This window comes from Spiroplasma endosymbiont of Dasysyrphus albostriatus (assembly GCF_964019495.1).
GTDB lineage: Bacteria > Bacillota_I > Bacilli_A > Mycoplasmatales > VBWQ01 > Spiroplasma_E.
This window is the reverse complement of sequence record NZ_OZ026447.1, coordinates 1,478,339-1,505,059: the sequence shown is the minus strand read 5'-3', so window position 1 is coordinate 1,505,059 and position 26,721 is coordinate 1,478,339. Positions and strand designations below refer to the sequence as shown.

Sequence of the window (26,721 nt, the reverse complement as noted above, 5' to 3'; positions counted from 1 at the left end):
ATAGATAATTTAGTTATATTATCAATAATTAATAATTTTAGTTATAACATCTGTTAGTACTGAAATAATCATTAAAAATAATATTACTGATACTGATACTATAGTTAATATTTCTCATCAAACCATTATTTACTCCTTATTTATAATTTAATCTTTCTTCTTTTGTTTTTGGAAAATGATTATATGAACACATTTCTTGATTATCTAATTTAATAAATACTCTAATTTCATTTGGATATTGTTTATATGATAAAACTTTTCAATCTGCTAATTCATAACCTAATAAAGTACGGTCATCATCTAATTCACTACTTCCACCATTTCATGAAAAATATATTTCTTTATCTTCAGTAAATATTTTAAAAAATCTCATAAATTCATTATTTACTCCTTATTTTTTATTTCTTTTACTTTATTTTTAAATTGTTTTTTATGAAAATAACACATATTAAAAAATTGAACTACACTATCTTCTATATTTACAGTTTTTAAAGTAACTAATACTTTACTATTACAATCTTTAACAATACATTTTAATAATACTTTTTCTTGCTTTTGTTTTTGCATTATTTTACTTCCTTATTTGTTTTTATCAGTTCTCTTATAACATCTAATAAGGAATCTACTACATAAGAATTTAATTCAAATTCATAATTTCTAATTTTAATTTTTTCCTTTTTCATTATTTATTCTCCTTATTTAAATAATATCAACCAATTAATAAACTATCTGCTTCATCATGATTTGATATTGTTATATTTCAATTATTTTCTTCAATTAATTCTTTTACTAAAAATAATGAAATTTCTTTTGTTCATTTTTGTTTTCTAGTAATATTCATAATTGTATAATCTTGAGATAAATATCATTTCTTTCATGAAGAAGGACTAATTAACATATTTTTTGTTAATAATTTATTAAATTGTCCTGCAATAAAACCACGTAAATGTTCTTGTGTTTCATAACCAATACCATTTTTTGAATGAAAAGTACCACGTTCAATAATTAAATCAAAATCATTTTTAGAATTAGTTAATTCATTTTTTAATTCTAAAGTTCCATATACAATATAATGCATATCTCTATTAAAATTATAAATACCATTTTTTTTAAAACTACAACTACCAATTGATATTGGTTTTCATAAATATGTATATGTATCACAATATATTTTCTTTTCTCATAATGTAAATCCAGTATTTTTTATACTTGGGTCAATTGAAAGTAAATAATTATTCATAATTTAATCTACCACAACTTTCACATTTTATTTCTTCCCTTCATGGACTTACATTACCTTCATTTTCTAAATCTAAATCTCTTGCATATATACTACATATTGCTTTACATTTTAAACATTCAAAATATAATATTTCATCAATTACATCTTCTAATTTATATGTTTCATGTTTACATTTATTCATTATCAAATTCACCATTTTCAATTTTATATAATAGTTCACATTCTCTATTTAGTCTTTGTTCTTCCATAGCTCAACGCATTCACTTACTTAATTTTTCTTTATATTCATTAATATATTTTTGAGCCATTTTTCTTCTTATATTTTCAACTTTAATCATATGTTCTTCACAAAAATATCTTATTTGAACATTATCTTTATCTAATTTTGTTGGTAAATTAGTACAATTAGTTATATGTTTACCAAGTTCATTAACTTCACTAAAACAACATGGTATTGGTTCTTTAAAACAATTTTCACAATTTGGTCAATTATAATTTTCTTTACAATCTTTACACATTTTCATTATTATCAACTCAACTTTCATTTAATCATAAAAATATTTCATGTAGAACTAATATTGAATCTGCTTTATCTTTATACTTAAACATTAAATCTGTTATATATTTACGTAATACACCTTTATTAACTCTATTTTCTTTTTTCATTATCTAATACCCTTTCTATGTTCTCTTACATGTTCAATATTTTCTTCATCACCAATCATTATTTCTCCACAAAAAACACATTTATACTTTGTTCAATATCCCATTATTTATTCTCCTTATTTTTATTTAAATTCATAACTAATATTTCTAAACAATTCATACATCAATAATTAGTTAATCAAATTCTTTTATTACAATATTTACATTTATTCATAATTTCTATACTCATTTTTATTATTAGTTTTTAAATTTTTAAATCTTTCACGAATTTCTTTAAATTTATCAAATAAATTTTTTAAATAATTTTCACCCATTAATATTAAAAAATCTTTACTATTATTTGGATTTAATCTTTCCATATCTTCTCTGATACATTCATCAAATAAAACTGTATTTGTAATCATATATTTTTCAAAATAATCTAATTGTTTTTCACTTGGTTCTCATTTTTCATTTTGTATTTTTACATTATTATTAATATAATTATTTTGTTGTTTATTATTTTGTATTAAATTAACATTATCATTATCTGGGTCAAGTTCATCTTCACTTAATAACAATAAATTCATTAAAAAATATCTATAAGCATAAGTTTCTGCACTACCTTTTGCTTTTGCTATATCTGTATTTTTAGCACAAGCAAAAATATTAAATTCTTCTCTAAATTCTATATTATCTAAATCAATAATTGAATATTTTTTTTGATATGAAACTTCTATTTCTTTTGTTACATTTTGTATTTTATTATTATTTTTATCCATAAATTCTTTAATTGGAATGGGCCACTTAGCCCTTTTTACTAGACCATTAATTTAAAAAATCTGAATGTATTCTAAAAACAATTGTGTTATATAATGAACACTAATTTTGACCTGAAAGGATTTTTATTAATGGATAAAATTAAACAAATAGCATTAATAATTAACAAATTAAATATCAAAGAAAAAATTAAAATTATCGATGATTGCAAAAATCAATATTCAATTAGAAACTTATGTCAATATCTTCAATTAAACAGATCAACATATTACTTTTTAAAAAATAAACAAAAACTTATTAAAAAAGAAAAAAATCATATTATTAATTGCAATCATAAATATCAAGAATTATGCCAACTTTTAATCGAATTTCATTCTACAAGAAAAGGTAGAATTTATGGATATTTAAGAATTTTTTCAGCTTTTAAAGAGTGATTAAAACAAGAGAAAAATATCATTTTAAATATAGAATTATCAACAAAACAAATGCGAAAAATTATGAAAAAACACAATATTCAAGGATTAAAACAAACTAAAAATAACTATCCTAAAAACAAAAAAAATCCAAATAAGTGAATACCTACAATGGATAAAGTAAACAAAGATTACAAAAGTACAACCGCTTCAAATCAAATTTGATCAATGGATACTAAACAAATAAACACCAAAGAAGGTTGACTATATCTTTTTGTAATTATTGATTTTTATTCAAATAATGTTGTTAGTTATAATACATTTTCAAATAAATCATATCAAGATTTAATTCTTCCTGCACTTGAAAAAATAAACAACCAATTTTCTTGAAATCAAATAAAAAACGTTATTTTACATTCAGATAACGCCAACGAATTTTATTGTCAAGAAATTACAAAATGAGCAAAAAACAAACAAATAATTTTAAGCAAAAAACAACCATATGATATTGGCGGTAATGTCATATCTGAAAATTGATTTTCACATTTATCTCAAGAATGATTGCCTAAAGACTCAAATCAATATTTAACAATCAATGAAGCTATTAATGATGTAAATCAATATGTTATGTTTTATAATTATGAAAGAATACATTCTAAATTTTTAAAACCACCAATATTACAAATAAAAATTTAGAAATATCTATCAAAATATGGTCCAGTAATTAGGGCTAACCACCCCCATCCAATATTTTTCATTATGTATATTACATTTCATTTTTTTCACCAATTAATTTATAAAAACATTTATTACAAGTTCTATTTGCAAATGATGAATTTTTATGACAAATATCACATGAACCAAATATTTTTTCAATTTCTTCATATTTTAAATATATTCTTTTATCTTCTTTTAAATTCAACATAAATTAATTCTCTCTTTCTATAATTTTTAATATTTCTTGTATTTCAATATATTTTTTATTTTTAAGTAATTTTTCATTACATAAATTTTTAATTAATTCTATTTTTTCAACATTTAATAACATATTAATTTCCTTTAATACTTTAAATAAAATATTTTTTCATTATGAGTATTTATATCTTTCATTGGTGTAACAATATAATTTATTACTAAATCATTATCTTTATATGGATTATTTATTTTAAAACTTTTCATATCTTTTTCTCATGTAATGTTATATTTAAAACATTCTTGATTTTTATCATTTGTAAAAATATAATAACCATTATATTTTTCATAAAATGTACAAGATATTAATTCATTTTCATTTGTAGTAATATCTGAAATATTTTTTATATATTTTAAAATTTCACTACCTTTAATACTTTCAATATCTTTTGTAATTGATTTTTTACCTAATTTATAATTAAAATCTTCAATTATTTTTAATGTTATTTTTTTATTATTTTGATTAATAATAGTATCTTTAATTGGAAATCATGTTTCATATTCACCAATTTCTAATAACATACCTTTAGTTGTTTCTCTTACTTTATTTTTAATATCTAAATTAACATTAATCATTACGAATCCTTTCTATGTATAAGCCTTATCACCTACAGTGATAAAAGGCTTATATACTACTAACTAATACTTCTACTACTATACGTAAGGCTTATGCTACTGTAAGTAGCATAAGCCTTGGAGGGTAGGGGTTCTAGGGGAAGGGAACCAAAAAATATCAAGTTTTAAAAGAGCAACACAAAAATTACTATTAGTTATATCTGCACTATAGCCTTTAATAATTTTTATTTAGTTATGTAATAATTAATTACTTTAATAAAGTACAGATTTATCAAAATAATTAATTATAATTGTTCAACAATTAAAAATGAGAGTTTTATCTCTCATTTAATTTCTTATTAAACCGTATCCAAGTTTGCAATGCGCCCAAAAATATCCAGCAAAACATTTTAGTATTAAAAATAAAAGTTCTGATTGAGGTGTACAATCTGGCTTTATAATTTCTTTAGATGAGTTAACATTTTTAAGCAAAATAGGATTAAAAGATAATGAAACACAAACTGAAAAAATAAATCTTCTTTGTAAGAAATTTTCAATAAAATTAAATAAAAATAATAAAGATAATAAAATAAATTCTGTTTCTTTAAAATTAAAAAATAATGAAACTATTTTAAAAATCACTAATGAACATTTTTTCTTTTTATTAGTTAATATGGAAAAATTTGGAATTATTGATGCTGAATTTTTTTTGGATGAAATTTTTGTTAAATGTTGTCAACCAAAAAATAAAAAAAAACGAGATAGTACTTTATTTAGAAAAAGAAAAAAATAATAATACATATAATGTTTATTATATTTTTGCGCTTGATGAAGAAAATAATATTAAAAATTTAAATAATAGAGATTTAAAAGAAATAATAGAAACTGAAAAAAATAATTTAATTTATTTTCCAATTTCTATTTTTTGTCAAGAAATTTCTAAAGAAAAAAAACCAATAATTCCTGATTATGATCTTTTTGCAGTTTGTTGAACAATAGATGAATCAATAAAATATCATCAACCACCAATACCTACTAATTCATTTGCAGCATTGAAAATAGATAGTTGATCAAATAGTTATAGAGAAAGAGATTTGAGTAAAATTTTTAAAAAAGGTCATAATTATGAAAAATTTTTTGATTTTAGATACTCTTTAGAAATATTAAATACTTTAGAAAACAAAGTATTTCTTGATAAATTAAGTAAAAATTTGGGTTATGAAGAGGGAATAAATGATCAATTATGTCCAATTCAGCATTCTTTTGAACTTGTTAATATTAACGTTAGAGATTTTAATGAAAATTTTTATACATTTTTTTTACCTAATCAACAATTATTAATTGATTTTACATTTCCTAATGGAATAAAAGTAGATAAACAGACTATTTCTTATTTTGCTGTTTATGAACCTTTTAATGATGGAATTTTTTTATGAGAAAAATTTCTAGAACCTTTTTTGTTTTATATAAAAACAAAAGGATATTATGTTCCAAATAATTGTTTTGTAAAACAAACTGATTTTTTAGGTTTTGCTAATTCATTTAATCCTTGAGTTAGAAAAATAAGAGAAGAACAAAGTGAAAGACGGAAATCTAATGAACTAAGTTTATCAGTTAATGTTGAAGCAGTAAATAGATTAGAAAATGATAAACATAATTCCAAAAAAATAAAAGAGCAGTTATTTTTTATTAATTCACATTTGTCTTTGTGTTAGATTGCTTTTTTTTGAATTGTTGTTTTAAGTATCAATCATAAATAATAGCAATAATAGTTAAAATGAAACCAATACTAAGAAAACCAGAAATAATATAACCTAAAGTATTACCACGCGCTTCATTAATTGTTCAATTAACTGATAAATTTCTTAGATTATTAATTTCTGTTGCATTCATATTTTCTAGTTCCTTAGAAGTATAATTAAGTTTTAAAGCAGCATTTCATAATTTTATACCAGTATCAGTAGTTCAAAATTCAATAATAGGTAAATTATTACCATGATAAATAGTAAAATATTGTCAGTTGCTAATATTATTTCAATTAACAGTTTGTAGTAAATATACATTATTATTGCTTTTGGCATTTAATTTAAAAGTAGTTTTTGGTTTTAATGTTCATAAATTCATTTTATTCATAGTAGTACTATCAATAGTAATAATATTTACAAATTGAATAGTATTATCATAGTTAAAATTAATTGTAAAACCGTCATTAGTATTAGTGCTATTAATATCATATAAATTATTATTTACTATTCCAACATATTTAATATTAGTATTAGTACTATTATCTAGTGTTGGCAAAATATTTTGATTATATATTAATACATGGTAAGTTATTATTTTATCTTTAAATTTAATATTAATTTCAGAATTACTATTAATAATAGTTGTAATACTATTATTAATATTTGGTAATAATGGTTGATTATCATTAATAGTAATATCTTTTAGTTCATCATTAGTTACATTTAAAATTAGATTATTATTACTAATTCAATTATTAGTACGATTAACTGCAGTAAGTTTATCTTTATCAATATATGAATTAATAAAATTAGTCAATTGTTCATCTTTAGTTTTAGTAAATTTAATAGTATTAATTCGACTTCAATTGTTATTTTTACTATCACTTAGTAATAATTTACTTGTACTATTATTAATAAAACCAAGATTATCATTTATTCTTTGGAAATTGGCACAATAACCAATTTTAGTAAAAGCACCTAATTCATTTACAAAATAGCCAATTTCTTGTTCATCAATAAAAATACCTAAACCATCATGAAGTAAAATGAAATTACTCATATAATGTTCATTAATTTTTGTAAGTTTAATATCATTACTATCAGTAATGCTTAAATGATAAGGTTGTCCAAAAAATTTGGAGCTATTTTTGAGATTTACATTTAAAATTCCTTGATTGTTACCAGTCTTGCTAAAAAAAACAGTAGTAGTACTAAACAGTGGCTTCTTATTAATAATTAATGGTTTTGTTGTAGCATTACCATTATCTTCTATTGTTAAATAAAATAATTGACCATTAACATCACGAATAATGCCACCATTATTATTAATGGCAACAAAAGAATTTAATAGTATTGGATTAGGAACATTCATATTAATTGGCTTGATATTACCATCAACTTTTAGAATATAAGAATTTTGATCACCACCAACAAAAACACCAAAAGTAGCATTTATAGTAGTAAAACTAGTTTTACCTTTTCCATAATGATAGGGAGTAACTAAGTTAGTTACTTTTCCGTCTGTATTAATTAAGTCAGCACCAATATCGGTACTAACGATATTATTACCAAAGTTAGTAAAAGTATGATTTGGAGTTTCAATGGCAGTAGCATCATCACTAATACCATTTTTAGTCATTAAAAATGAATTATTAATAAAATTAGTATCATCACTTTTATGAAAATTATTTAAAGTAGCAATTCCTAAGTTATCATCAAATCTAATAAAATTATTAATTTGTAAGTCTAAATTATTATATGTGCCATCCTTATTTAATAAATAAGATTGTGCTTGTGAATTTGTAAAAATACCAGCAATAGAATTAGTTGAATCATTTTCATTTCAATTATAAAAATTTCCACTTTCAAAAGCTAAGGTTAAACTTTGTTCATTTAGGATAGTATTTTCTGATTTTATTTCTTTATGATGATAATTATTTATTTTCACTTGGCTTAAATTAGTAAAAGCGGCTAGTGAAATAGTAACTAGTGTATATAAAATTTTAAACATATTATCAATTCCTTTAATATAAACTAATATTAATTATAAAGATTTTGAAGATAGTGTATAGCAAAATAATAAAAATAAGTTACAATTTATATATGATATTTTTTAAATTAAGGAATGATTATAATTATGAAAAAAATTTTAACATTAATGGGTACTATTGCTTTTGGTAGTGGAATAGTAACGCCAGTTTTAGCTTGTTCTGATCAACAACAAGATAGTATTTTAAAAGCAATTACTAATGGTAATGGTAATTATAATGGTTGAGAATCAACTTTATCAAAAGTTGGTATTAAAAAACCAGTGGGTGTTCCTATTGATGGTCAAAGACCTGAAAAAGAACAAGTTATTGAAAATAAAGCATTAGAAAACAGTCTTGCACAAGCACTTGCCAAATTAATTTTAGATAAAGCAAATATTAAAGAACCAACTTGATTTGATAGTCATTTAGAAGTAGGTACTAAATGTTATTATTTTACGATTGATAATGGTAAAATAGATGAATCAACAAAAGCAAGAACTTGAAATGTTGATACTTCAACTGGTAGAATTAGTATTAATATTACTTATCAAGTTGGAGTAGTAAATAATGATAAAAGTTTTAAAGTTGAACAATACATAAAAAAAACTTTTAATATAAAATGTTCTTATACACAAAGCGATTACATAGTTTATAGTTGTGTTAGTGATGTTACTAAATTATCAGAACAAATAGTACCAATTAGTGTTGATGAAGAAACTAAACCTGATATTGATAAAACATATGCTGATTTTTCTCAAAAAACTAAAACTTTAGTTCAAGAAGGAATAAGTTTAGCATTAAATAATAATCCTTATGTTAATTCTGTTAATATTAATATTAAAGGAATTGATGGTCAAAAAGTTACAAGCTCTGGTCCTAATAAATTAGAACTTAAAGTTAATTTTGTGATTAGTTTTCAAGATTCATTAATTGACATGTCTTTACCTTCGCCTTATGATGATAGTAATTATGTTCCAACAATACTTCAATTTAATAGTTAAAAAGGAGTTTAATATGTCCAATAATTCAGAAGCAAAAAATAAAGATAAAGAGCCACCGTTAATTGTTGATGCCTTTACTTTTAAAAATATTGGTGTTAAACAAGAGATTCATTCTTCATGAAAAAACTTTAATTGAAAAATAACTTCTAAAAATTTATTATTAATTTTTATTGGTGCTTTTTTAACAACTGTTTCCTTTTTTTATTTTATTAATCGTGCTGGTTTATATACTAATGGTTTATCAGCTTTTGCACAATTAATAGCTAAATTTATTGCCTTATCTTATAATGGCAGTATTACTGAACAAGAAACAACGCAAGCATTTTGATTTTATCCAGTATATTTTCTTATTAATGGTCCTATCATTATTTGAGGATTATTCAAGGTTGGATTTCGTTTTACTCTTTATACTATCATTTATTTGTTATTTCAAAATGGAATTAACTTTTTGTTAACAGCAATTGATGCTCTTAAAAATTTTCAAGTTTTAGGTAATGAGCCATTAAAAGGTACTACAGATTATTGGCACTTAGTTTTACCACGTACTTTTATTTTTGCTGCTTTAGGTGGATTAATTTATGGTGCTGGTATTGGTATTTTATTTAAAACTGGTGGATCTAGTGGTGGTATGGATTTTATTAGTACTTATATTTCTATGAAACGTAAATATTCAATTGCTACTATTATTAGAAATACTAATATTATTATTGTTGTTATTGTTTTAATTCTTGATGGAACTTTTTTACAGAAAACTAGTCTTGTTGATAATTTTTTAGTTAGACCTTATTTTATGTCAACGCTTGTTTATATTTATGTAGCAGCTTTTGTTATGAATAGAGTTTATCCAAAATATATGTTGATGAGTGTCTTTATTATTTCTAATGAATTAGAGCAAATCCGTAATGATATTTATCGAAATAATTATTTACGTGGTGGTAATGTTTGAAACGTGAAAGGTTTGTATTCAGGTAATGAATATAAAATGATGATGACAACAATGTCATTATTAGAATATAATTTTTTTAAAACAAAAATAGTTCGAATCGATCCTAAAGTTTTTATGGTAGCAGTTCCTGCAAAATATATGCATGGTGGTAATGCAGGTAAACCTCCACAAAATGCACCTGTTAATATTACTGAAATTAATGATTTTTTAGAAAAAAACTAATAATATATATGTTATAATGTAATTAGTTTTATAATAGTAGGTTTTTAGACTTTTAAATAGATTATTACATCTATAGTTAGTCTTTTTCTATTTTTTTATAAAACAAAATTAGTTATAAACTATATTAAGAATTAAAAAAGAATGGAATAATTATGAAACATAGTTTATCACCAAAAGTTGTAAATGAGATTGTTAATAATATTCATACTGACTATAATAATAGTAGTAATCATTGATGAATTAAATTAATAAATAATCGTTTATGAATTAGTTTATGAATTATTACTACCATTATTGCTCTAATTGCTATTGGTGCTAGTATTGGTATTAACAAATCATCATTTATTAAAAAACCATTTACCATTATTAGTATTATTGGATTCATTGTTGGATGCTTTTTATTAGTGCAGAGTTTTGTATTAAAAACTAAAATTCATGAAAAATTAATAGAAGAATTACCAATTATTAACTATTATCAATGAGTTATTAAAGATAATAATTCACAAATGAATTTAACAACTATTAGTGATTATTGAACAATTGAACCACAAGGTAATTTACCTTTAGATGAACAACCTAATTATTATAATTATTGCGAACAAGTAATGATAGGAAGTATTAATGGTCAAAATTTTAACTATGGAAGTATCATTAACCAAAAAGTTATGTATGAGACAAGTTCTGGATATAATAGTGCTGCTCAAGTTATTGAAACAGAAAAAATTACTTGTTATTATGCACGTTTTGTTTATTATACAACTATTATTAGGAATAATAATTTTACAATGACATTAACACCACGTAATATATTTTCAAAAAAATTTCGTAGTAAAAAGAAAGTTCAATTAGAATCACATTTATTTGAAGATTTATTTGAAGTAAAATGTGATAATCAAATTAAATTAAGATTAATTTTAGAACCAAAAGTAATGAATTTACTTAATGAATTTGCTTATAGTTTAGGAAATAAGGATTTACCAGTTATTCACATAGAAAATGAACAATTAACATTAAGTTGAAAATATGAATTAGGAAAAAATCCTTATAATGATGGAAAAGGCAAATTGATGGTTTTACCCACTACTACTAATCTTGAAAAGTTTATTAATAAATTATTAGCAATGATTAGTAAAGATATTTTAAATTTAACGCAAGCACAAATGTGAGTTAATAGCTTACAATTATTATAATAATAATTTAAAAATAAGGTAGATAAAATTATGAATAACTATCAATTATTAAAATCAAGTTGAAAATGATTTAACAATAAATATTTGATGCAGACGATCTTATGAATATTGTTAACAATTTGTTTGATTATTTGTGCAATTTTATGAGAAGTTAAAAGTAGTATTTTTAATAAAATTTTAACATTTGATTTTTTTAATAATGCTAGTATTACTGATGAAACTATTATTACTTTAAAAACTTATTTATATATTGCCATTTTTAGTAGTTGTATTGCAAGTAATACTTTAATATTTATTCAAATCAGATGTTGAATGAAAAAATATATTGAAAATAAATATAAGGTAATTTCAAATTTTGAAAATAATTTTTTTATTTTTAAAGCTTTATTAGTATTAAATGTTGCTAGAAACATTACTTATATTTTTTGTTTTACTAATGTTTTTACCACATTATTTGTTTTAACTTATTGATTTTGTTATTTTATTATTTATATTATTTTAGAAAAAATATTAGAAGAAAAAAATCAGATTCTTGGTAATCCTTGATGAAAAGATATAGAAAAACGATCATTATTTATTATTTTAGGTTTTGAAGTTTTATATTTAATTGTAAAAAATTCAATTTTGAATTTTACTAAGGGTACTATTAACATTGATCAAGTTTTAAAGTACTTTATTCCCGCTAGTTCTTTAGCATTAATATTAGCAGTCTTCATTCAAAGTTTAGTTAAAAATGATGTTAAAACTATTTTAAATAATATTAAAAATGTTAAAACCAAAGTTGATGATTTTAAAATATTTTATAATTGAGATTATAAAAATATCATTAGTGATTTTCTATTTGTTAAAGAAGCACCATTAATTATTCGAAATGAATTAAAACAAAAAGTATTAACTAATGAAGAAAAAAATAAAATATTTGAACTTTTACATGAAATTTATCAATTTCTAATATTTGTTGAAAAACAAAATATTAAAGTTAGTGAGTTGAAATATATTTATTATCATTTATTTTATGAAATAACAAACCGCGATGAAATTTCACAAATTAAAAATAGAATTATTAATACAAAAAAGAAAAATTTGAAGATAATACTAAAAAAGTAGTGATTATCTAAGGAAGTTTATTATGAAAAAAATATTAAAAATTATAAGTGTTTTTGCATTTACTAGTATTACTAGTATTAATATTAGTGCATGTGATGTTTTTCACAATTCATCAGTTGATTATCAGCAATTATTAGAAGATGCTGCAAATTTAATTGCTAATAATACTTATCCCAATTTTAATAATTTTTTAAAACCCGAAAATAAAACTCATGTTTTTGATTTTAAAAAATTAATTGAAGACAATATTAGTGACTTGTTTAATACTGCTCCAGAAGATTTTAGTAATATTACTTATGAAATTACTAATGGTCAAGATGAAATAAAAAAAATTAGTACTACTAATATTAAAATTCATTTAGCTGTTTATAATAATTCTACGGTAAAAGATTGTAGTTTTGATGCTAATTTTAGTCCATTACAAGATTATATAAATGAAAAATTAGAACCATTAGTTAATGGAACACAATATTTATCAATTAACAAAAAAGACAGTGGTGGATTTTATAATGACTTAGTTACTGCTGGTGCTACTTTTAAAAGGGAAGAAAAAAATCAAAAAGAACAATATTTAAGAAATAATTCAGATAAAGCTAAAAATTTTTGAAAATTATTTCAAGAGTGAATTCCTTCTGAAGAAGTGAAAAACCCTTTACTTGGTAATATTTTAGTTCCATTATTAAATTTTATTCCAAAAAAACCCTTTACTTGGTTAACTTTTGATAATTTTAAACCATATTTGTTAAATGCTGGCGGCTATAATAATGTTATTGCTATTACTGGCAATAAAAAATTTGGTGATAAATATTATGATTATATAAAAATTGGATTAGAGGGTAAAAATTCAAAGGATATTGCTTTTGGTAATAAATATGAAGGTTTAACTTTTATTTTTACTACTAATAGTTAATTAATAAATTTTTAGTTGCTTTTTGAAAAGATAAAAATTAATAATAAAAATTACTTTTATAACTAATTTTGTATTAAAAAAATTAAAAAAAATATAGACAAGTTATAAAACACATGCTATTATTTTTTCATACCTTTTTAGGTTAAATAATATATGCGACTAAAAGAAGTAGTTTCACGTAATAATTATATTACTGGATACTACTTTTTATTTTAAAAAAGTAGCAACTTAAGAAAATTATTATTATATATGAAAGAAGTGTTTAAAATGTCTCCTTTATTTACAGGTAATCAAAATCTTAATATTCGTAGAATGTCTGATGATAGTGCAATAAGTTTATTAGGTTCAAGTGGTGATTTTTCTAGCATATCTAATAGTAGTACAATATCTATTTTTGAAGAAACTGCTATTAGAGAAAACAAATATTTATCAAAAATAACTAAACTTTTAGGTAAAAATATTACTTTTATTGTTGCTCTTTCTGGTAATATCACTGCTCAAATGATAATTAGTACTACTGTTGCTAAAACACCATGAAATTGACAAACTATTAAGGATAGTTTGATATTTAGTGGTATACTTATTGGTTTTGATACAGCTATTGAACCTTTTATTTTTGGTTCAATCGAAAATATTGAAAATTGAGTTATAGATAAATGAAAAAACAATGAAAATAATATTAATGTAGGAAAAGAAATAATAAAAGTTATTCCTTTCTTATTATTTTTAAGTTATTCTGGTGTAATTTTGGATAGAGCTTCTAATAATATTTTAGATAATTGAATTTCAATCGAAATTCTTGGACAGACAACTATTGAATTTACTAGTTATGTGTTAAATATGACTTTTCATGGTGCAATCATTTCTAGGATAGAAAAAGTAATAAGATTAGGTTGAGAAAAAGTTAAAAGATTATTTAATAACAATATTAATGATATAGAAAATCAACTTCTTAATAGTGAACAAAATATTGATGAAAATAGTAATTTTTTTTATAAAAATATTTTATCATTATTTTTTATAACACCAATATCAATGGCTATAACATGAGGTACTGAGAATTATATATCTAATCAAGAATTTACTTGAAAAAAACTGTCAACAGATGCTCCAAAAGTTATTGGTGGTATAACTCTTTCTCTAGTTTCATCTTTACTTAATTGTATGGTTAATAAAGAAGGAATACCATTTCTTCCAAAACTGAGTACTGTTATAGATACTATTAAAAGATGAACTGGTTATCAACAAAATAATGGTAATATTGAACAATCAGTAACATCATGTCAATCTTCTATTAATGATTCTTGTTTAGTAGATGTTTTTAGTGAATTAGAAAGTATTGAAGAATTTTCTAGTGTTATTGGACAATTATGTAATGAAGAAGAATGAAATTTTAAAAATGATGAAGAAAATGAAATCTTTTTTGATGCTGTTGAAGAGCAGAAAGTAAATAGTAATTTTGGATCTACTACTAAACCAAGAAATAACTATGGAACATTCAATAACTATTGTGAGTCTACAAATTCTTTGGATAATGGAATTAGTAGTTCAATTCTTAAAACAGAGTTTGATGAACAATCACTTCTTTCAAAGCCACGCTCATTTACTATATAAAAACAGTATATAATAAATGTATAATAATATTTCTATATTATATAATTATATGATTTTGAAATTTAATAAATCAGAAAAAAGTATTTTAGTAAATTAAAGTACTTTTTTTATTGTATATTTATTTTTTCAATTATAAATTTAAATTGGGATTTAATCAAAATACCATATAATTCAATATTATTTTATACTTTTTTAAATTTACAATTGTTTATATTAAATAAAGTTAGAAAAATTATATTTTTGATGAATCTTAATATTGGTACAACGAAACCACTAATATAAATTAGAACTATTCTGATATTTTTTATTTTTAAATTTAATTAAAAATCAGATTATAAAAAATGTTATTTTTAACATATATAGAAGGAGAAAAAATTAATGGATACTAGTGATGAAGAAAATATTTCTGTAGAAGATTTACAAAAGCAACTAGAAAAGATTACTCAAGAAAAAGAGGAAGTTCAATCTAAATTAGATGAAACTAGTAAGGCTAAAGAAGAAGTAGAATCTAAGTTAGAAGAAGCAAATAAAGAAAAAGAGGAAGTTCAATCTAAATTAGATGAAACTAGTAAGGCTAAAGAAGAAGTAGAATCTAAGTTAGAAGAAGCTAATAAAGAAATTGAAAAATTAAAAGAAGAAATTGATAATGCTAATGATAATGAAAAAATAAAAGAATTAGAAATTAAATTAGAAGAAGCTAATAAAGAAGTATCTAAATTAAAAGAAGAAATTAAAAACTGTAGTGATAATGAAAAATTACAAGAACTAAAAAATAAGTTAGAAGAAGCTAATAAAGAAATTGAAAAATTAAAAAAACAATTAAATGAAAAAGATAATAATGAAATAAAGCCTAATCCTAAAATTGAATTATTAAAAGAGAAATTAGAAAGACTTGAAAAGAAATTAAAAGAAAAGGAAAAAGAAATTCAAAATATTAAAAATGATCCAGAGTCATTAGAGGACTTAGAAGCTAATATAGAAGAAAAAGAAGCTATTGAAAAACAAATCAATAGTGTTAAAAAACAATTGGAAATTTTAATAAAAGAAGAAGAAAAAAATAAGATTCATTTAATTAATTGTCAAATTTTACAAGAACAATTAAAAGAAATAAATGAAAAAATTGATAATTGTCAATCTAATGAAAAAAATGATAATAGTCAATGTTGTGAAACAATTAATAAAAAAATGGATCAACTTCTAAACTATAATAATGATAAATCTATGAAAAAAATTGAAAAATTAAACAAAAATATTGAAGAAAAGAATAAACAAATTAAAGAATTAGAAGCAAAAATAAATAATAATACTAATAGTCAAGAAATTAAAGATAAGTTAAGTGAATTAGAAAATAATAAAAATAATTTAATTAAAGAAAAAGAACAATTTGTAAAAGATGCTGATTATGATAAAGCAGCTAAAATTGATAAAGAAATTAAAGATTTAGAACAAAAACAAAAAGATTTAGAAAAAGAACTTTTAGAAAATAATAAAAAAGAACTTGAAAAAAAAGAACTTCAAGAAAAAATAATTAAAATTCAATCAGAACTTGAACAAATAAAAAAAGAAAAAATAGATTTAGAAGAAAAGATAAATAATAATAACAATAATATTTGTTCTAAAGAAGAAGTTATTGGTGAATTTACTATTACAAAGGTAACCACAATTGAAGAATTTAATAGTACTAATAGTATTAGAACCTGTTTGGAATCTTTTTAATAAAATTATGCTAAAACAAGGAATAATCATTTATAAATACTTATTTAATTTTCATTTTATTTTCTTTTTTAATTTCTGGTTAAAAATATTTTATAATTTAATCAGTTGTCAACTAAAAATTTATTTTTTTACTATAAAATAACATTTATAATATTAATTTAATTAAAAATTAGTCAAAAAAGATTCCAAACAGGTTCTTAGAGAAATGATTGCTAATAAAATAAAAAATCTTTATCCTAGCGCTGTTATTAATGAAGATTACAAAATTGAATTTGAAAATTTAAATACTAATGATATTGTACAAGGAAAAGAATTAAAAATAAAAATTAAACCAACAAAAAATAGTAAAGTAAAAGAAGAATTAAATTTTATAGTTAAAATTAATTATAAATATGATGCCGAAGAACAAAAAAGAGCAGCAACTGGTATTTTAAGAAAAGCAATACCCACAGAATTTTGAAATGATAGAAAAAAGGGAGCGTACCGATGTTGTCAATAATATTCAAATTTGTCTTAAAATTATAAAGTTAGACGAGAATAATTTTGACTTCAATATGCAATTGTATGTTAATCTTAACACTTGAAAAATATTAGTCAACAATAATAAGGTAATGTTTAGTAATCTGTGTAACTTACAAAAATAACTATGTTTAATTAGTTCTAGTAAATATAATTAATTTTCTAGAAAGAGTGAGTTACAGATGGCTAAAAAGCAAAATATTAATAACAATGATCCAATATCACAAGCAGTAGATTTATTATTAGAAAATACTGAAGATTTAACAACAGTTTTTAAAGAGGGAGGATTATATAAAGAATTAACAAAAAGATTAGTAGAAAAAATGTTGAATTCTGAGATGCAAAATTATTTAGGATATGATAAGAATCAACATAGTAATAGTGACAATGCTCGTAATGGTATAAGTTCAAAAAAATTAATAAGCCAACAAGGTAAAATTGAAATTGATGTACCAAGAGATCGTAATAGTAATTTTAATCCTGTAATAGTTGCAAAAAGACAAAGAAGATTTGATGGTTTTGATCAACAAGTTCTTTCTTTATATGCAAAAGGTATGACATTATCAGATATTAGAATGCAATTACAAGAGTTATATCATGGTGCTGATATTAGTGAAAGTGTTATTAGTCAAATTACTGATGATGTTATTGATGACGTCAAAGCATGGCAAAATCGACCATTAGATAGTGTTTATCCGATTGTTTATTTTGATTGTATAGTAGTTAAAGTACGACAAGATAAACGGATTATTAATAAATCAGTTTATATAGCTTTAGGAGTTGATTTAGAAGGTAAAAAAGATGTTTTAGGTTTATGAATTAGTGAAAATGAAGGTTCTAAATTTTGATTAGCCAATTTCACAGAAATGAAAAATCGTGGCTTAAATGATATTCTGATTGCTTGTAGTGATAATTTAACAGGCATGTCAGAAGCAATACAATCAGTTTATCCTAAAACCGAACATCAATTATGCATCGTTCATCAAATTAGAAATAGTTTGAAATATGTCTCATATAAGCATAGAAAATCTCTAGTTGCAGATTTAAAACCAATTTATACTGCATGTAGTGAAGAACAAGCAATGCAAGCTTTAGAATCATTTGAAAATAAATGAACTAAACAATATCCACAAATTGCTAAATCTTGATATAAAAATTGAGATAATTTAATGGTTTTTATTAGTTATCCTGCAGAAATAAAAAGGGTAATTTATACCACAAATGCTATTGAATCTGTTAATAGTCAATTACGAAAAGTCATCAGAAATAAAAAAGTTTTTCCTAACGATATGTCAGTTTTTAAAATATTTTATTTAGCAATTGACAATATAACAAAAAAATGAACAATGCCCATTCAAAATTGAAATACAGCAATTGCTCATTTTATGATAAAATTTGAAGACAGAATTAATCTGAATTAGTAACTTTGTAAAACAAAGAAACACAGATTATTAAAAAGCCTCAATTTTCTTTCACAATTTTTTCATAATCTTCTGCATTTTTCTAATCATGCAAAACTTCGTTCTACAACTCATCTTTTTGGCAATACTACAAAAGAATGTAATTCATTACGTTTGATAACTTCAACATTTGCATTTATGATTGTTTTGATTTTAAAAGCAAATTTTTCACCAGTATAACCAGCATCTACTAGTATTTTTTGAACTTTAGATAAATTTTCATTTTCATTTTCAATCATTATTATAGCACTGTTACGATCTGTTTTTTCTGCTGTGGTTATGTAAATTGCATGTGGTAAGCCTTGAGAATCAACAGCAATATGACGCTTTATTCCTGAAATTTTTTTACCAGCATTATAACCTTTATTTTTAGCAGTATCTGTGTTTTTAACACTTTGTGAATCAATTATACAAAAACTGGTTTGTTCTTTGCGATTATTGTTGATTCGAACTTTTTTAACTAATTTTTTTTAAAATTAATTGTAATACACTAGGTTCTTTATCATTGTTTTTACTTCAAATTTGGAAATAATAATATACAGTTTGTCATTTTGGAAAATTTTTTGGTAACATTCTTCATTGACAACCACTTTTTAATACATATAAAACTGCACAAAACGCTTCATATAAATCTAAATTTCTTGGTTTTGTTTTCTTTTTGCTGTTTTCTAAAGTTGATTTTATGTTCTCAAATTGTTCTTTAGTAACATGACTTGGATAATTTTTATGCATATATACCTCTTATTTTAAAATATATAGTAATTTTACATTATTTTCTAAAAGATTCTAAACAGGTTCTAAGACATCAAATTTACTTATATACAAACCATTTAAAATTTTATATGGTTTAGTATTAAAAAAATAAACAAGCCTAATTAGGCTTGTTTTAAGTGAATTTAAAATACTATTTTTGAGTTTCACTTTCATATATTTTTTTTGTTTGCTTGCATAATTTAAAATAATCCTTTTTTTATTAATTTTAGATGTTCATTATCTACAACCTCACTATCCAAAACTAAAGTGTTACAGTAAAGTCATCAAAATATACTTGAGCTCAAACATGATAAACTGCAGTATAAGAACTAGTTTTTATGTCAAAGATACCAAAAATAGTTTCACTTTCTTTGTTTTTATCTACATAGGGAACTACATAAATTTCTGCTTTTTGATCTGTACCTCAGAAGTTATCATATTTATAATTTATAAGTCAAACTATTCTATGATAATTATTATCATCGGTTACATCACTGGTTTTAACTAAAAAATTTTCCTTTTCAACTGTATCACCTTGCCCTCCAGCACTGGCTTTTCCTAGAAACAAAAGATTTTTATATGTTTGTTTAAATTCTTCAAGTGAAGAAGCAAAATTTGTTCATTTAATTAATGGGATTCTTTTATCGTCATGGGTCTCACCTGAAGTTATAGCACCTGTAATTTTGAATTCAAATTTATGTTTATTTACTATACCTTTTTTAGCATCACTAACAAATTTTTTAATTTCCTCATTTTTACTATTTTCTATTTGTGTAAAAATATCAGTATATGTTATTCATTCAAATAATGATAAACCTACAGCAAATATTGCAGCACCCGCAGCAAAAATAACTGATGTTGTTCCTATAGTAACAAGAGAAAATTGTATTATTAAATATAAATCTCTAAAAAAAGAATAGACTAAACCTGCAACATTAACACCAATTTCAATATTTTTATCTATTTTGTTCAGTAAAGGATTATTCATTGTTGTATAAATACTTATTCCTTCTGCAACAGCAGCACACGCTACTGAAATTATTGTTGCAGAAACAGCTCATGGTATACTTATTCCACCTAATCAAGCAGTTGTTCACAGTCCTGCTGCTAGTATAGCAAAAATTGCTGCTGAAGTAATAAAACCAATTTTAACTTGATTTAATTTATTTCAGAATTCTAATGCTTCTATTTTTATTTTTGATTCATCAATAAATCGTATAATATTATTAATTTTTAAATCACTTCTCATATTTGAGAATTCTTTTTTAAAATTTTTTTTGAAAACTTTATTTATTTCTCTGTCATATACTGTTTTAAATTTTGGAATTTCATTTTTAAATTTGCTTATCATTTGATTAAAAGACAGGTTTTTTTGTTTAATTTCATTTGTATAATCTAATGCTTTTTCAAATGCTATATCAATTCGGTTTTTTGAATCCAAATTTGTTGGTGATGATATACTTATTCCGTTATATTTATTATTAGTTTTATTTTTTTCATCTTTAAAATAATTTTCAACCTTATTAAAATCAATTTGTGGTTCATCATTAAGTTGTGTAAATTCTTTTAAATCTAGTTTTTCATTTTTTGCTATCGGTTTTAAAATATTTGTTGAAATCATACCTTCAATTAATTGATTTGTAGAAACCGTTGTAAGTACAAATGCACTTATCATAACTAATAATTTTTTCATGCTTTATCATTCTTTCAATTAAAAAATAAAAAACACCTAAAATTTGGTGCTTTTGTGATTAAAAAAGTAAATCCTAAAATAATAAATATAAAATTAAATATTAAAAAAACAATAATTTTATAAATTAACTATACATTAAATATTTGAGTTTTGCAATGATTTTAGTTGTACCAGATGAAAAAATGGCTAAATTCATACAAGAACAAATTAATAATTATAATTGATATCAAGAAGGTCATGAAATTTAAATATTTAATGACATAAATAAGTGTTAAAATATGAAATAAAACATAACAAAAAGTAAATATTAAGTAATTTATAATTCAATTTATATTGACATAACAATTAACTAATTGTAAAATACACAAAATTTGATAACATATAGCTATTATTCAATATATAAGTTTTAACCCATTACTTTATTTTAAAAGTAAATGGGTTTTAATGTTAAAAGGAGATATTAACATGACTGACAAAACAAAATCACAAACATATAATTTTCTATCAGAAAATAAATCAATAGAAGAAATTAAAAAACAGGAAAACATTGATGTTATAGAAAAAACAAGACATGGTGGAAAAACATTTAAAATTATTGAAAAAAATGTTAATAATCAGCTAGTTAATGATGACTTATCAGAAAATGAAATATTTTATGATAGTTATGATACTGTAGATAATTTAAATAATATTTCTACAGAAGAAATATCACAATTCCAAACAACAATTCAAGAACAAGCAAAGGAAATTCAGAAACTTAAAAAAGAAAATGAAGAATTAAAACTAAAACAAAGCAATACAAATTTAAATAAGTTTAAATATAATGCTGTAACAATTTATAATGAAAAACAAAGAAAAAATTCACGAAGAAATTTTACCAATTAAAGATGAAATAATTTTTGTAACTACTCTTGTACATATTAATAATTCTATTACCGAAGAAGTGATTGATTTTCAAGAACTTACAAACGGTAATATTGAAGTCATGAAACAATTGAAAAAATATGAAAATATCAATAAATATAAAGATGATCTTCTCTTAATTGAACCAAATTCAAATTATGAAAAAAATATTAAAATTGAACCTGTATCAATTAAAAAATTTTTAAGTGAACAAGAAAAAATATCAAACTGAAAAATATCAAAATTAGAATTAATAATATTTATTTCTCTTTCATTATTAAGTATTACACTTTTAGCAATACCTGTTGTTGTACCAGCATTAGTCCCTATTATATCAACAATATTATGAGAAAAAACTTTAGTATCAATAGTAGGTATTGGAATTGCTTGAATTGTTAATAAAGGAATATGAACTATTGCAACAGAAAAAACAAAAAAAGTTGAATCATGAATGAAACAAAAATTTTATTCATTAATTCGTAAAATACCATTTGTAAACAAAAGAAATCTTGGTAAAACTAAAGAAGAACTAGAAATTAAAAAAAATGTTGAAAAAAATATAGAAAATTTAACTAGTAATAAGTTAGAAACAAAATTAAAAACTCAATATGATATTTTAAAACAAGAATTAGATAATAGAAAAGATAAAAAACTAGACGAAATAATAAGTAATGAAACAATAAATCATAAATCAAATAGTGTTCTAGAAAATTCAAGTATTGAATCAGAAAATAATCAAAATTTTGATTCATCTATACGAAATACAATTAATCACCAAAACCAACAACCTTCAACAATTTCAACTAAAACTTGAAATAAAGTAAAATGTTTATTAACATAAGCAATAAGTAAATATTAAAGTCTTAATCACTATTTTTTAAAAATAGTGATTTTTTATTATTTTTTACACATTTTTTGTTTTAAAAATATATACTTTTCTTGGATATTTTAGATATTTTAAGGGTAGAAAAAAAATATTCAAAAATATTGAAGAGAGGAATTTTACAATATGGAAAAATGAAGTCAAGCAGATAAAGATAAACGTGCAAAAGACGCTGAAAGAATAAACAAAGCATGAGGAGAAAAAAACGAACGTGAAAGGCGAGAAAGAGTTGCTAATGCTCTTGGATTTGAAAAAGACAAATCAAAAGTAAACAGCGAAGCTTCAACAAGTAAAAGTCAAAGTTCTAGTAGTAAATCACCAAAAATGTAAATATAACTATTAAAAACCTCATAATGAGGTTTTTTTAAAACCTGAATTGTAAATATAAATGGGACAGTTTTTTAAAATAAGAGGCTTTTATAACTCAAAAATTCTTATTAAAGTAAATTTTAATAAGTTTTATTTTTAAATTTTAGTTTTAATTTATAATAACTGTATGGCTGTATTTATTTGATAGCATTTAAAATTAACCATTTTTGTATACATATCAATGTTATAAGTTCTATCGCCAATCATATGCTTTAAAATTTGTTTAATATTAGTTTCAGTAAAGCAACCAATATTCTCAACTAATGCTTGGTTTAATACACTATCTTTTGCATTAATAAAATAACCAACTTTTAATTTTTTATATTTTAAAGTTAATAACTGTAAAAATTCAATTAATTCATAATATTGACCTTTTGCAAATAAATTTATTGCATTTTGATAGTGTAAATTAGCAATTTTATCTTTTTTTCTTCCTGCCATTATCCCAAGAAATAAAACATGAAAAGCATGGAATTTATCTAAAATAAATTTAGCATTTAAAATTATAGCAGTTTTTCTAATTCATTTTGCACTATCTCCACAAACTATTGGAATGGGGTGGTTAGCCCTAATTACTGGACCATATTTTGATAGATATTTCTAAATTTTTATTTGTAATATTGGTGGTTTTAAAAATTTAGAATGTATTCTTTCATAATTATAAAACATAACATATTGATTTACATCATTAATAGCTTCATTGATTGTTAAATATTGATTTGAGTCTTTAGGCAATCATTCTTGAGATAAATGTGAAAATCAATTTTCAGATATGACATTACCGCCAATATCATATGGTTGTTTTTTGCTTAAAATTATTTGTTTGTTTTTTGCTCATTTTGTAATTTCTTGACAATAAAATTCGTTGGCGTTATCTGAATGTAAAATAACGTTTTTTATTTGATTTCAAGAAAATTGGTTGTTTATTTTTTCAAGTGCAGGAAGAATTAAATCTTGATATGATTTATTTGAAAATGTATTATAACTAACAACATTATTTGAATAAAAATCAATAATTACAAAAAGATATAGTCAACCTTCTTTGGTGTTTATTTGTTTAGTATCCATTGATCAAATTTGATTTGAAGCGGTTGTACTTTTGTAATCTTTGTTTACTTTATCCATTGTAGGTATTCACTTATTTGGATTTTTTTTGTTTTTAGGATAGTTATTTTTAGTTTGTTTTAATCCTTGAATATTGTGTTTTTTCATAATTTTTCGCATTTGTTTTGTTGATAATTCTATATTTAAAATGATATTTTTCTCTTGTTTTAATCACTCTTTAAAAGCTGAAAAAATTCTTAAATATCCATAAATTCTACCTTTTCTTGTAGAATGAAATTCGATTAAAAGTTGGCATAATTCTTGATATTTATGATTGCAATTAATAATATGATTTTTTTCTTTTTTAATAAGTTTTTGTTTATTTTTTAAAAAGTAATATGTTGATCTGTTTAATTGAAGATATTGACATAAGTTTCTAATTGAATATTGATTTTTGCAATCATCGATAATTTTAATTTTTTCTTTGATATTTAATTTGTTAATTATTAATGCTATTTGTTTAATTTTATCCATTAATAAAAATCCTTTCAGGTCAAAATTAGTGTTCATTATATAACACAATTGTTTTTAGAATACATTCAGATTTTTTAAATTAATGGTCTAGTAAAAAGGGCTAAGTGGCCCCATCCACTATTAAATTTGCTTGGTCAAAGTTTTCAAAATATAAATGACCATATTTTTGAATAAATTTAGCTGTTTTTTCTGCGCCAATTTCTGTTTTTGATACTCTTATTTTACAAACTGCTCTTTTATTAATTAATTTTCCATTTTTCTTTTTACCAGTACAAAATACTAATAATCTCATAGAACATTTTTTACAATTTTTAGTATTGTGTTTTTCATTAAACTTAAATTTTCTATGTCCATCATCAATATTTATATATAAAGTTTGATTTGGTTGCAATAGTATTTTAGGGATATTTGCTTTTGGTAATTCAAATTTTTGATATGTTCTACAAACTGTACTATTACTTATTAAATCTTCAATAAAAGTATCACAAACATCACGATATTTTTTATCATCAGCAAAATATTTTAAAATTTGTTTAATAACATCTGGTGCTAATTTACTATACTTTTTAACACCAAGATAGTTATCTAGCAATGAAACAAATTCCTTTTTTTGTGTTTTTGGGTTATAATGTATACAAATACGTCGTTTATAATTTAATAAACCTTTTTTTGTTTTTAATTTTCTTTTTCTAAATCTATATGATTTATATTCAGATTTATCACATATACTTCATAAATAATCATCTATTTTTGCAAATAATTCTTCTGTTTGTTGTAAATTTAATTCATCTTGATTAAAATAGTGTTTGTCTCAATCAAAATGATTAGTGAATGGTAGTATAAACATTTTTAATGTTCCTTTCTAAATTTTTGTTTGTTAATAATTTAAGTTTAATTTTTTTTAAAAATAAGGAGTAAATATGGCTTTTATTAGTAGTTATGTGCAATTATAGCTAACTAAAGTAATGTTTACTCATATCTTGAAAAACAAAATCAATCGCGTTTTTAATATTTGGTCAATAATTTGGTAATATTTTTCTTATATTATGTTTTATAGCAAATCAAAAATGTTCAATTGGATTTAAATTAGGAGAATATGGTGGAAGAAATAATAGTTTGCATCCAGCATTTTCAATTAATTGTTTTGTTGCTTTAGATTTATGAAACGTCGCATTATCTAAAACTATAATTTGTCCACACTTTAATACTGGAATTAGTATATTTTTAACATATGATTCAAAAATTTTACTATTGCAATGTCCTTCAAATGCTCATAGAGCTTTTAATTTACCTTTATTTAGTGCACCAATTATACTCATTCTCTTTATTTTATATGCAGGTTTATTATCAAATAATCTTTTACTTTTTTCAGACCAACCATATTTATAAAATTCATTATCATCAATTCCAGATTCATCAATATATACCAAATCTTCATTCATTATTTTCGCTATTTCTTTTAAAAAATCTTCTT

Annotated in this window: 31 protein-coding genes; 15 read left to right on the top strand and 16 right to left on the bottom strand. The window is 22.1% G+C overall.

The genetic code is table 4. The features are described 5' to 3' along the window. Positions 1-136: 136 nt before the first annotated feature. The 7 genes from AACL11_RS08950 to AACL11_RS08920 form a co-directional block, all read right to left on the bottom strand. Complete coding sequence (locus AACL11_RS08950) at positions 137-373, bottom strand: hypothetical protein (RefSeq protein ID WP_338987503.1); 237 nt, start codon at positions 371-373, stop codon at positions 137-139. Positions 374-384: 11 nt separating this feature from the next. Beyond that, a complete protein-coding gene (locus AACL11_RS08945) occupies positions 385-567 on the bottom strand; it encodes a hypothetical protein (protein ID WP_338987501.1) in 183 nt (60 codons plus the stop codon). Between the two features lie 115 nt (positions 568-682). Further along, positions 683-1,240 (bottom strand): hypothetical protein, encoded by a 558-nt coding sequence (locus AACL11_RS08940; protein WP_338987499.1) that lies wholly within the window; start codon positions 1,238-1,240, stop codon positions 683-685. Next, the gene (locus AACL11_RS08935; protein WP_338987497.1) at positions 1,233-1,424 is read right to left on the bottom strand and encodes a hypothetical protein; all 192 of its coding nucleotides are present in this window, start codon (positions 1,422-1,424) and stop codon (positions 1,233-1,235) included. The genes AACL11_RS08940 and AACL11_RS08935 overlap by 8 nt, the downstream gene beginning before the upstream one ends. Then, positions 1,417-1,767, bottom strand: coding sequence for a hypothetical protein (locus tag AACL11_RS08930; protein WP_338987496.1), 351 nt, complete (start codon positions 1,765-1,767; stop codon positions 1,417-1,419). Before AACL11_RS08930 ends, AACL11_RS08935 begins: the two co-directional genes overlap by 8 nt. Beyond that, on the bottom strand, positions 1,754-1,909 hold the full coding sequence (locus AACL11_RS08925) for a hypothetical protein (RefSeq protein ID WP_338987494.1): 156 nt from the start codon (positions 1,907-1,909) through the stop codon (positions 1,754-1,756). The genes AACL11_RS08930 and AACL11_RS08925 overlap by 14 nt, the downstream gene beginning before the upstream one ends. Positions 1,910-2,115: 206 nt before the next feature. Beyond that, positions 2,116-2,670, bottom strand: a complete 555-nt coding sequence (locus tag AACL11_RS08920; RefSeq protein ID WP_338987492.1) for an ERF family protein — start codon at positions 2,668-2,670, stop codon at positions 2,116-2,118. Positions 2,671-2,763: 93 nt separating this feature from the next. Here AACL11_RS08920 and AACL11_RS08915 point away from each other — a divergent pair, with 93 nt between their 5' ends. Continuing rightward, on the top strand, positions 2,764-3,777 hold the full coding sequence (locus AACL11_RS08915; RefSeq protein ID WP_338986622.1) for an IS3 family transposase: 1,014 nt from the start codon (positions 2,764-2,766) through the stop codon (positions 3,775-3,777). 70 nt (positions 3,778-3,847) lie between these two features. Here AACL11_RS08915 and AACL11_RS08910 read toward each other — a convergent pair whose 3' ends face one another. Beyond that, positions 3,848-4,006 carry a hypothetical protein gene (locus AACL11_RS08910; RefSeq protein WP_252318925.1) on the bottom strand — a complete coding sequence of 53 codons (159 nt, stop codon included), beginning with the start codon at positions 4,004-4,006 and terminating at the stop codon, positions 3,848-3,850. A 134-nt stretch (positions 4,007-4,140) separates the two neighbouring features. Beyond that, positions 4,141-4,629, bottom strand: coding sequence for a hypothetical protein (locus tag AACL11_RS08905; RefSeq protein ID WP_338987490.1), 489 nt, complete (start codon positions 4,627-4,629; stop codon positions 4,141-4,143). Between the two features lie 355 nt (positions 4,630-4,984). On the opposite strand from AACL11_RS08905, the gene AACL11_RS08900 reads away from it, so the two are divergent. Both AACL11_RS08900 and AACL11_RS08895 read left to right on the top strand, forming a co-directional pair. Continuing rightward, positions 4,985-5,401 (top strand): anthrax toxin-like adenylyl cyclase domain-containing protein, encoded by a 417-nt coding sequence (locus AACL11_RS08900; protein ID WP_338987489.1) that lies wholly within the window; start codon positions 4,985-4,987, stop codon positions 5,399-5,401. Further along, positions 5,322-6,323, top strand: a complete 1,002-nt coding sequence (locus AACL11_RS08895) for a hypothetical protein (protein ID WP_338987488.1) — start codon at positions 5,322-5,324, stop codon at positions 6,321-6,323. Before AACL11_RS08900 ends, AACL11_RS08895 begins: the two co-directional genes overlap by 80 nt. Here AACL11_RS08895 and AACL11_RS08890 read toward each other — a convergent pair. Next, positions 6,298-8,364, bottom strand: a complete 2,067-nt coding sequence (locus AACL11_RS08890; protein WP_338987485.1) for a hypothetical protein — start codon at positions 8,362-8,364, stop codon at positions 6,298-6,300. The genes AACL11_RS08895 and AACL11_RS08890 overlap by 26 nt on opposite strands. A 126-nt stretch (positions 8,365-8,490) precedes the next feature. Between AACL11_RS08890 and AACL11_RS08885 the strand changes: the two genes are divergently transcribed. From AACL11_RS08885 to AACL11_RS08845, 9 genes are all read left to right on the top strand, one after another. Next, positions 8,491-9,384, top strand: a complete 894-nt coding sequence (locus AACL11_RS08885; protein ID WP_252319202.1) for a hypothetical protein — start codon at positions 8,491-8,493, stop codon at positions 9,382-9,384. Between the two features lie 13 nt (positions 9,385-9,397). Then, positions 9,398-10,552, top strand: coding sequence for a YitT family protein (locus AACL11_RS08880; protein ID WP_338956719.1), 1,155 nt, complete (start codon positions 9,398-9,400; stop codon positions 10,550-10,552). A gap of 152 nt (positions 10,553-10,704) precedes the next feature. Beyond that, entirely contained in the window at positions 10,705-11,742 is a 1,038-nt protein-coding gene (locus tag AACL11_RS08875; protein WP_252319206.1) for a DUF3137 domain-containing protein, read from the top strand. 30 nt (positions 11,743-11,772) lie between these two features. After that, positions 11,773-12,849, top strand: a complete 1,077-nt coding sequence (locus tag AACL11_RS08870; protein ID WP_252319207.1) for a hypothetical protein — start codon at positions 11,773-11,775, stop codon at positions 12,847-12,849. A gap of 22 nt (positions 12,850-12,871) precedes the next feature. Beyond that, the gene (locus tag AACL11_RS08865; RefSeq protein WP_338987482.1) at positions 12,872-13,759 is read left to right on the top strand and encodes a hypothetical protein; all 888 of its coding nucleotides are present in this window, start codon (positions 12,872-12,874) and stop codon (positions 13,757-13,759) included. A 249-nt stretch (positions 13,760-14,008) separates the two neighbouring features. Next, the gene (locus AACL11_RS08860; RefSeq protein ID WP_338987481.1) at positions 14,009-15,373 is read left to right on the top strand and encodes a hypothetical protein; all 1,365 of its coding nucleotides are present in this window, start codon (positions 14,009-14,011) and stop codon (positions 15,371-15,373) included. 378 nt (positions 15,374-15,751) lie between these two features. After that, the gene (locus AACL11_RS08855; protein ID WP_338987479.1) at positions 15,752-17,089 is read left to right on the top strand and encodes a hypothetical protein; all 1,338 of its coding nucleotides are present in this window, start codon (positions 15,752-15,754) and stop codon (positions 17,087-17,089) included. Between the two features lie 205 nt (positions 17,090-17,294). After that, the gene (locus AACL11_RS08850) at positions 17,295-17,588 is read left to right on the top strand and encodes a hypothetical protein (RefSeq protein ID WP_338986987.1); all 294 of its coding nucleotides are present in this window, start codon (positions 17,295-17,297) and stop codon (positions 17,586-17,588) included. A gap of 202 nt (positions 17,589-17,790) precedes the next feature. Then, on the top strand, positions 17,791-19,029 hold the full coding sequence (locus AACL11_RS08845) for an IS256 family transposase (protein ID WP_338986819.1): 1,239 nt from the start codon (positions 17,791-17,793) through the stop codon (positions 19,027-19,029). Here the strand turns inward: AACL11_RS08845 and AACL11_RS08840 are convergent. Together AACL11_RS08840 and AACL11_RS08835 are read right to left on the bottom strand one after the other, a co-directional pair. Then, a protein-coding gene (locus AACL11_RS08840) for an IS5 family transposase (RefSeq protein WP_422397924.1) occupies positions 19,026-19,800 on the bottom strand; the annotation gives its coding sequence in 2 pieces (ribosomal slippage) (positions 19,026-19,529 and positions 19,531-19,800; 774 coding nt in all). The genes AACL11_RS08845 and AACL11_RS08840 overlap by 4 nt on opposite strands. Positions 19,801-20,083: 283 nt before the next feature. After that, a complete protein-coding gene (locus tag AACL11_RS08835; RefSeq protein WP_338987477.1) occupies positions 20,084-21,514 on the bottom strand; it encodes a hypothetical protein in 1,431 nt (476 codons plus the stop codon). Positions 21,515-21,979: 465 nt separating this feature from the next. Here AACL11_RS08835 and AACL11_RS08830 point away from each other — a divergent pair, with 465 nt between their 5' ends. The 3 genes from AACL11_RS08830 (at position 21,980) to AACL11_RS08820 (ending at position 23,630) form a co-directional block, all read left to right on the top strand. After that, positions 21,980-22,399 carry a hypothetical protein gene (locus AACL11_RS08830; RefSeq protein WP_338987475.1) on the top strand — a complete coding sequence of 140 codons (420 nt, stop codon included), beginning with the start codon at positions 21,980-21,982 and terminating at the stop codon, positions 22,397-22,399. After that, positions 22,356-23,258 (top strand): hypothetical protein, encoded by a 903-nt coding sequence (locus AACL11_RS08825; protein ID WP_338987473.1) that lies wholly within the window; start codon positions 22,356-22,358, stop codon positions 23,256-23,258. Before AACL11_RS08830 ends, AACL11_RS08825 begins: the two co-directional genes overlap by 44 nt. Positions 23,259-23,426: 168 nt before the next feature. Next, positions 23,427-23,630, top strand: coding sequence for a hypothetical protein (locus tag AACL11_RS08820; protein ID WP_338987472.1), 204 nt, complete (start codon positions 23,427-23,429; stop codon positions 23,628-23,630). Positions 23,631-23,783: 153 nt separating this feature from the next. On the opposite strand, the gene AACL11_RS08815 is transcribed toward AACL11_RS08820, so the two are convergent. From AACL11_RS08815 to AACL11_RS08800, 4 genes are all read right to left on the bottom strand, one after another. Then, a complete protein-coding gene (locus AACL11_RS08815) occupies positions 23,784-24,110 on the bottom strand; it encodes a hypothetical protein (RefSeq protein WP_338987471.1) in 327 nt (108 codons plus the stop codon). Between the two features lie 159 nt (positions 24,111-24,269). Continuing rightward, positions 24,270-25,283, bottom strand: coding sequence for an IS3 family transposase (locus tag AACL11_RS08810; protein ID WP_338986622.1), 1,014 nt, complete (start codon positions 25,281-25,283; stop codon positions 24,270-24,272). Positions 25,284-25,347: 64 nt separating this feature from the next. Beyond that, positions 25,348-26,094, bottom strand: coding sequence for a UPF0236 family transposase-like protein (locus AACL11_RS08805; RefSeq protein WP_338987469.1), 747 nt, complete (start codon positions 26,092-26,094; stop codon positions 25,348-25,350). Positions 26,095-26,200: 106 nt separating this feature from the next. After that, on the bottom strand, positions 26,201-26,701 hold the full coding sequence (locus AACL11_RS08800) for an IS630 family transposase (RefSeq protein WP_338988512.1): 501 nt from the start codon (positions 26,699-26,701) through the stop codon (positions 26,201-26,203). Positions 26,702-26,721 lie beyond the last annotated feature (20 nt).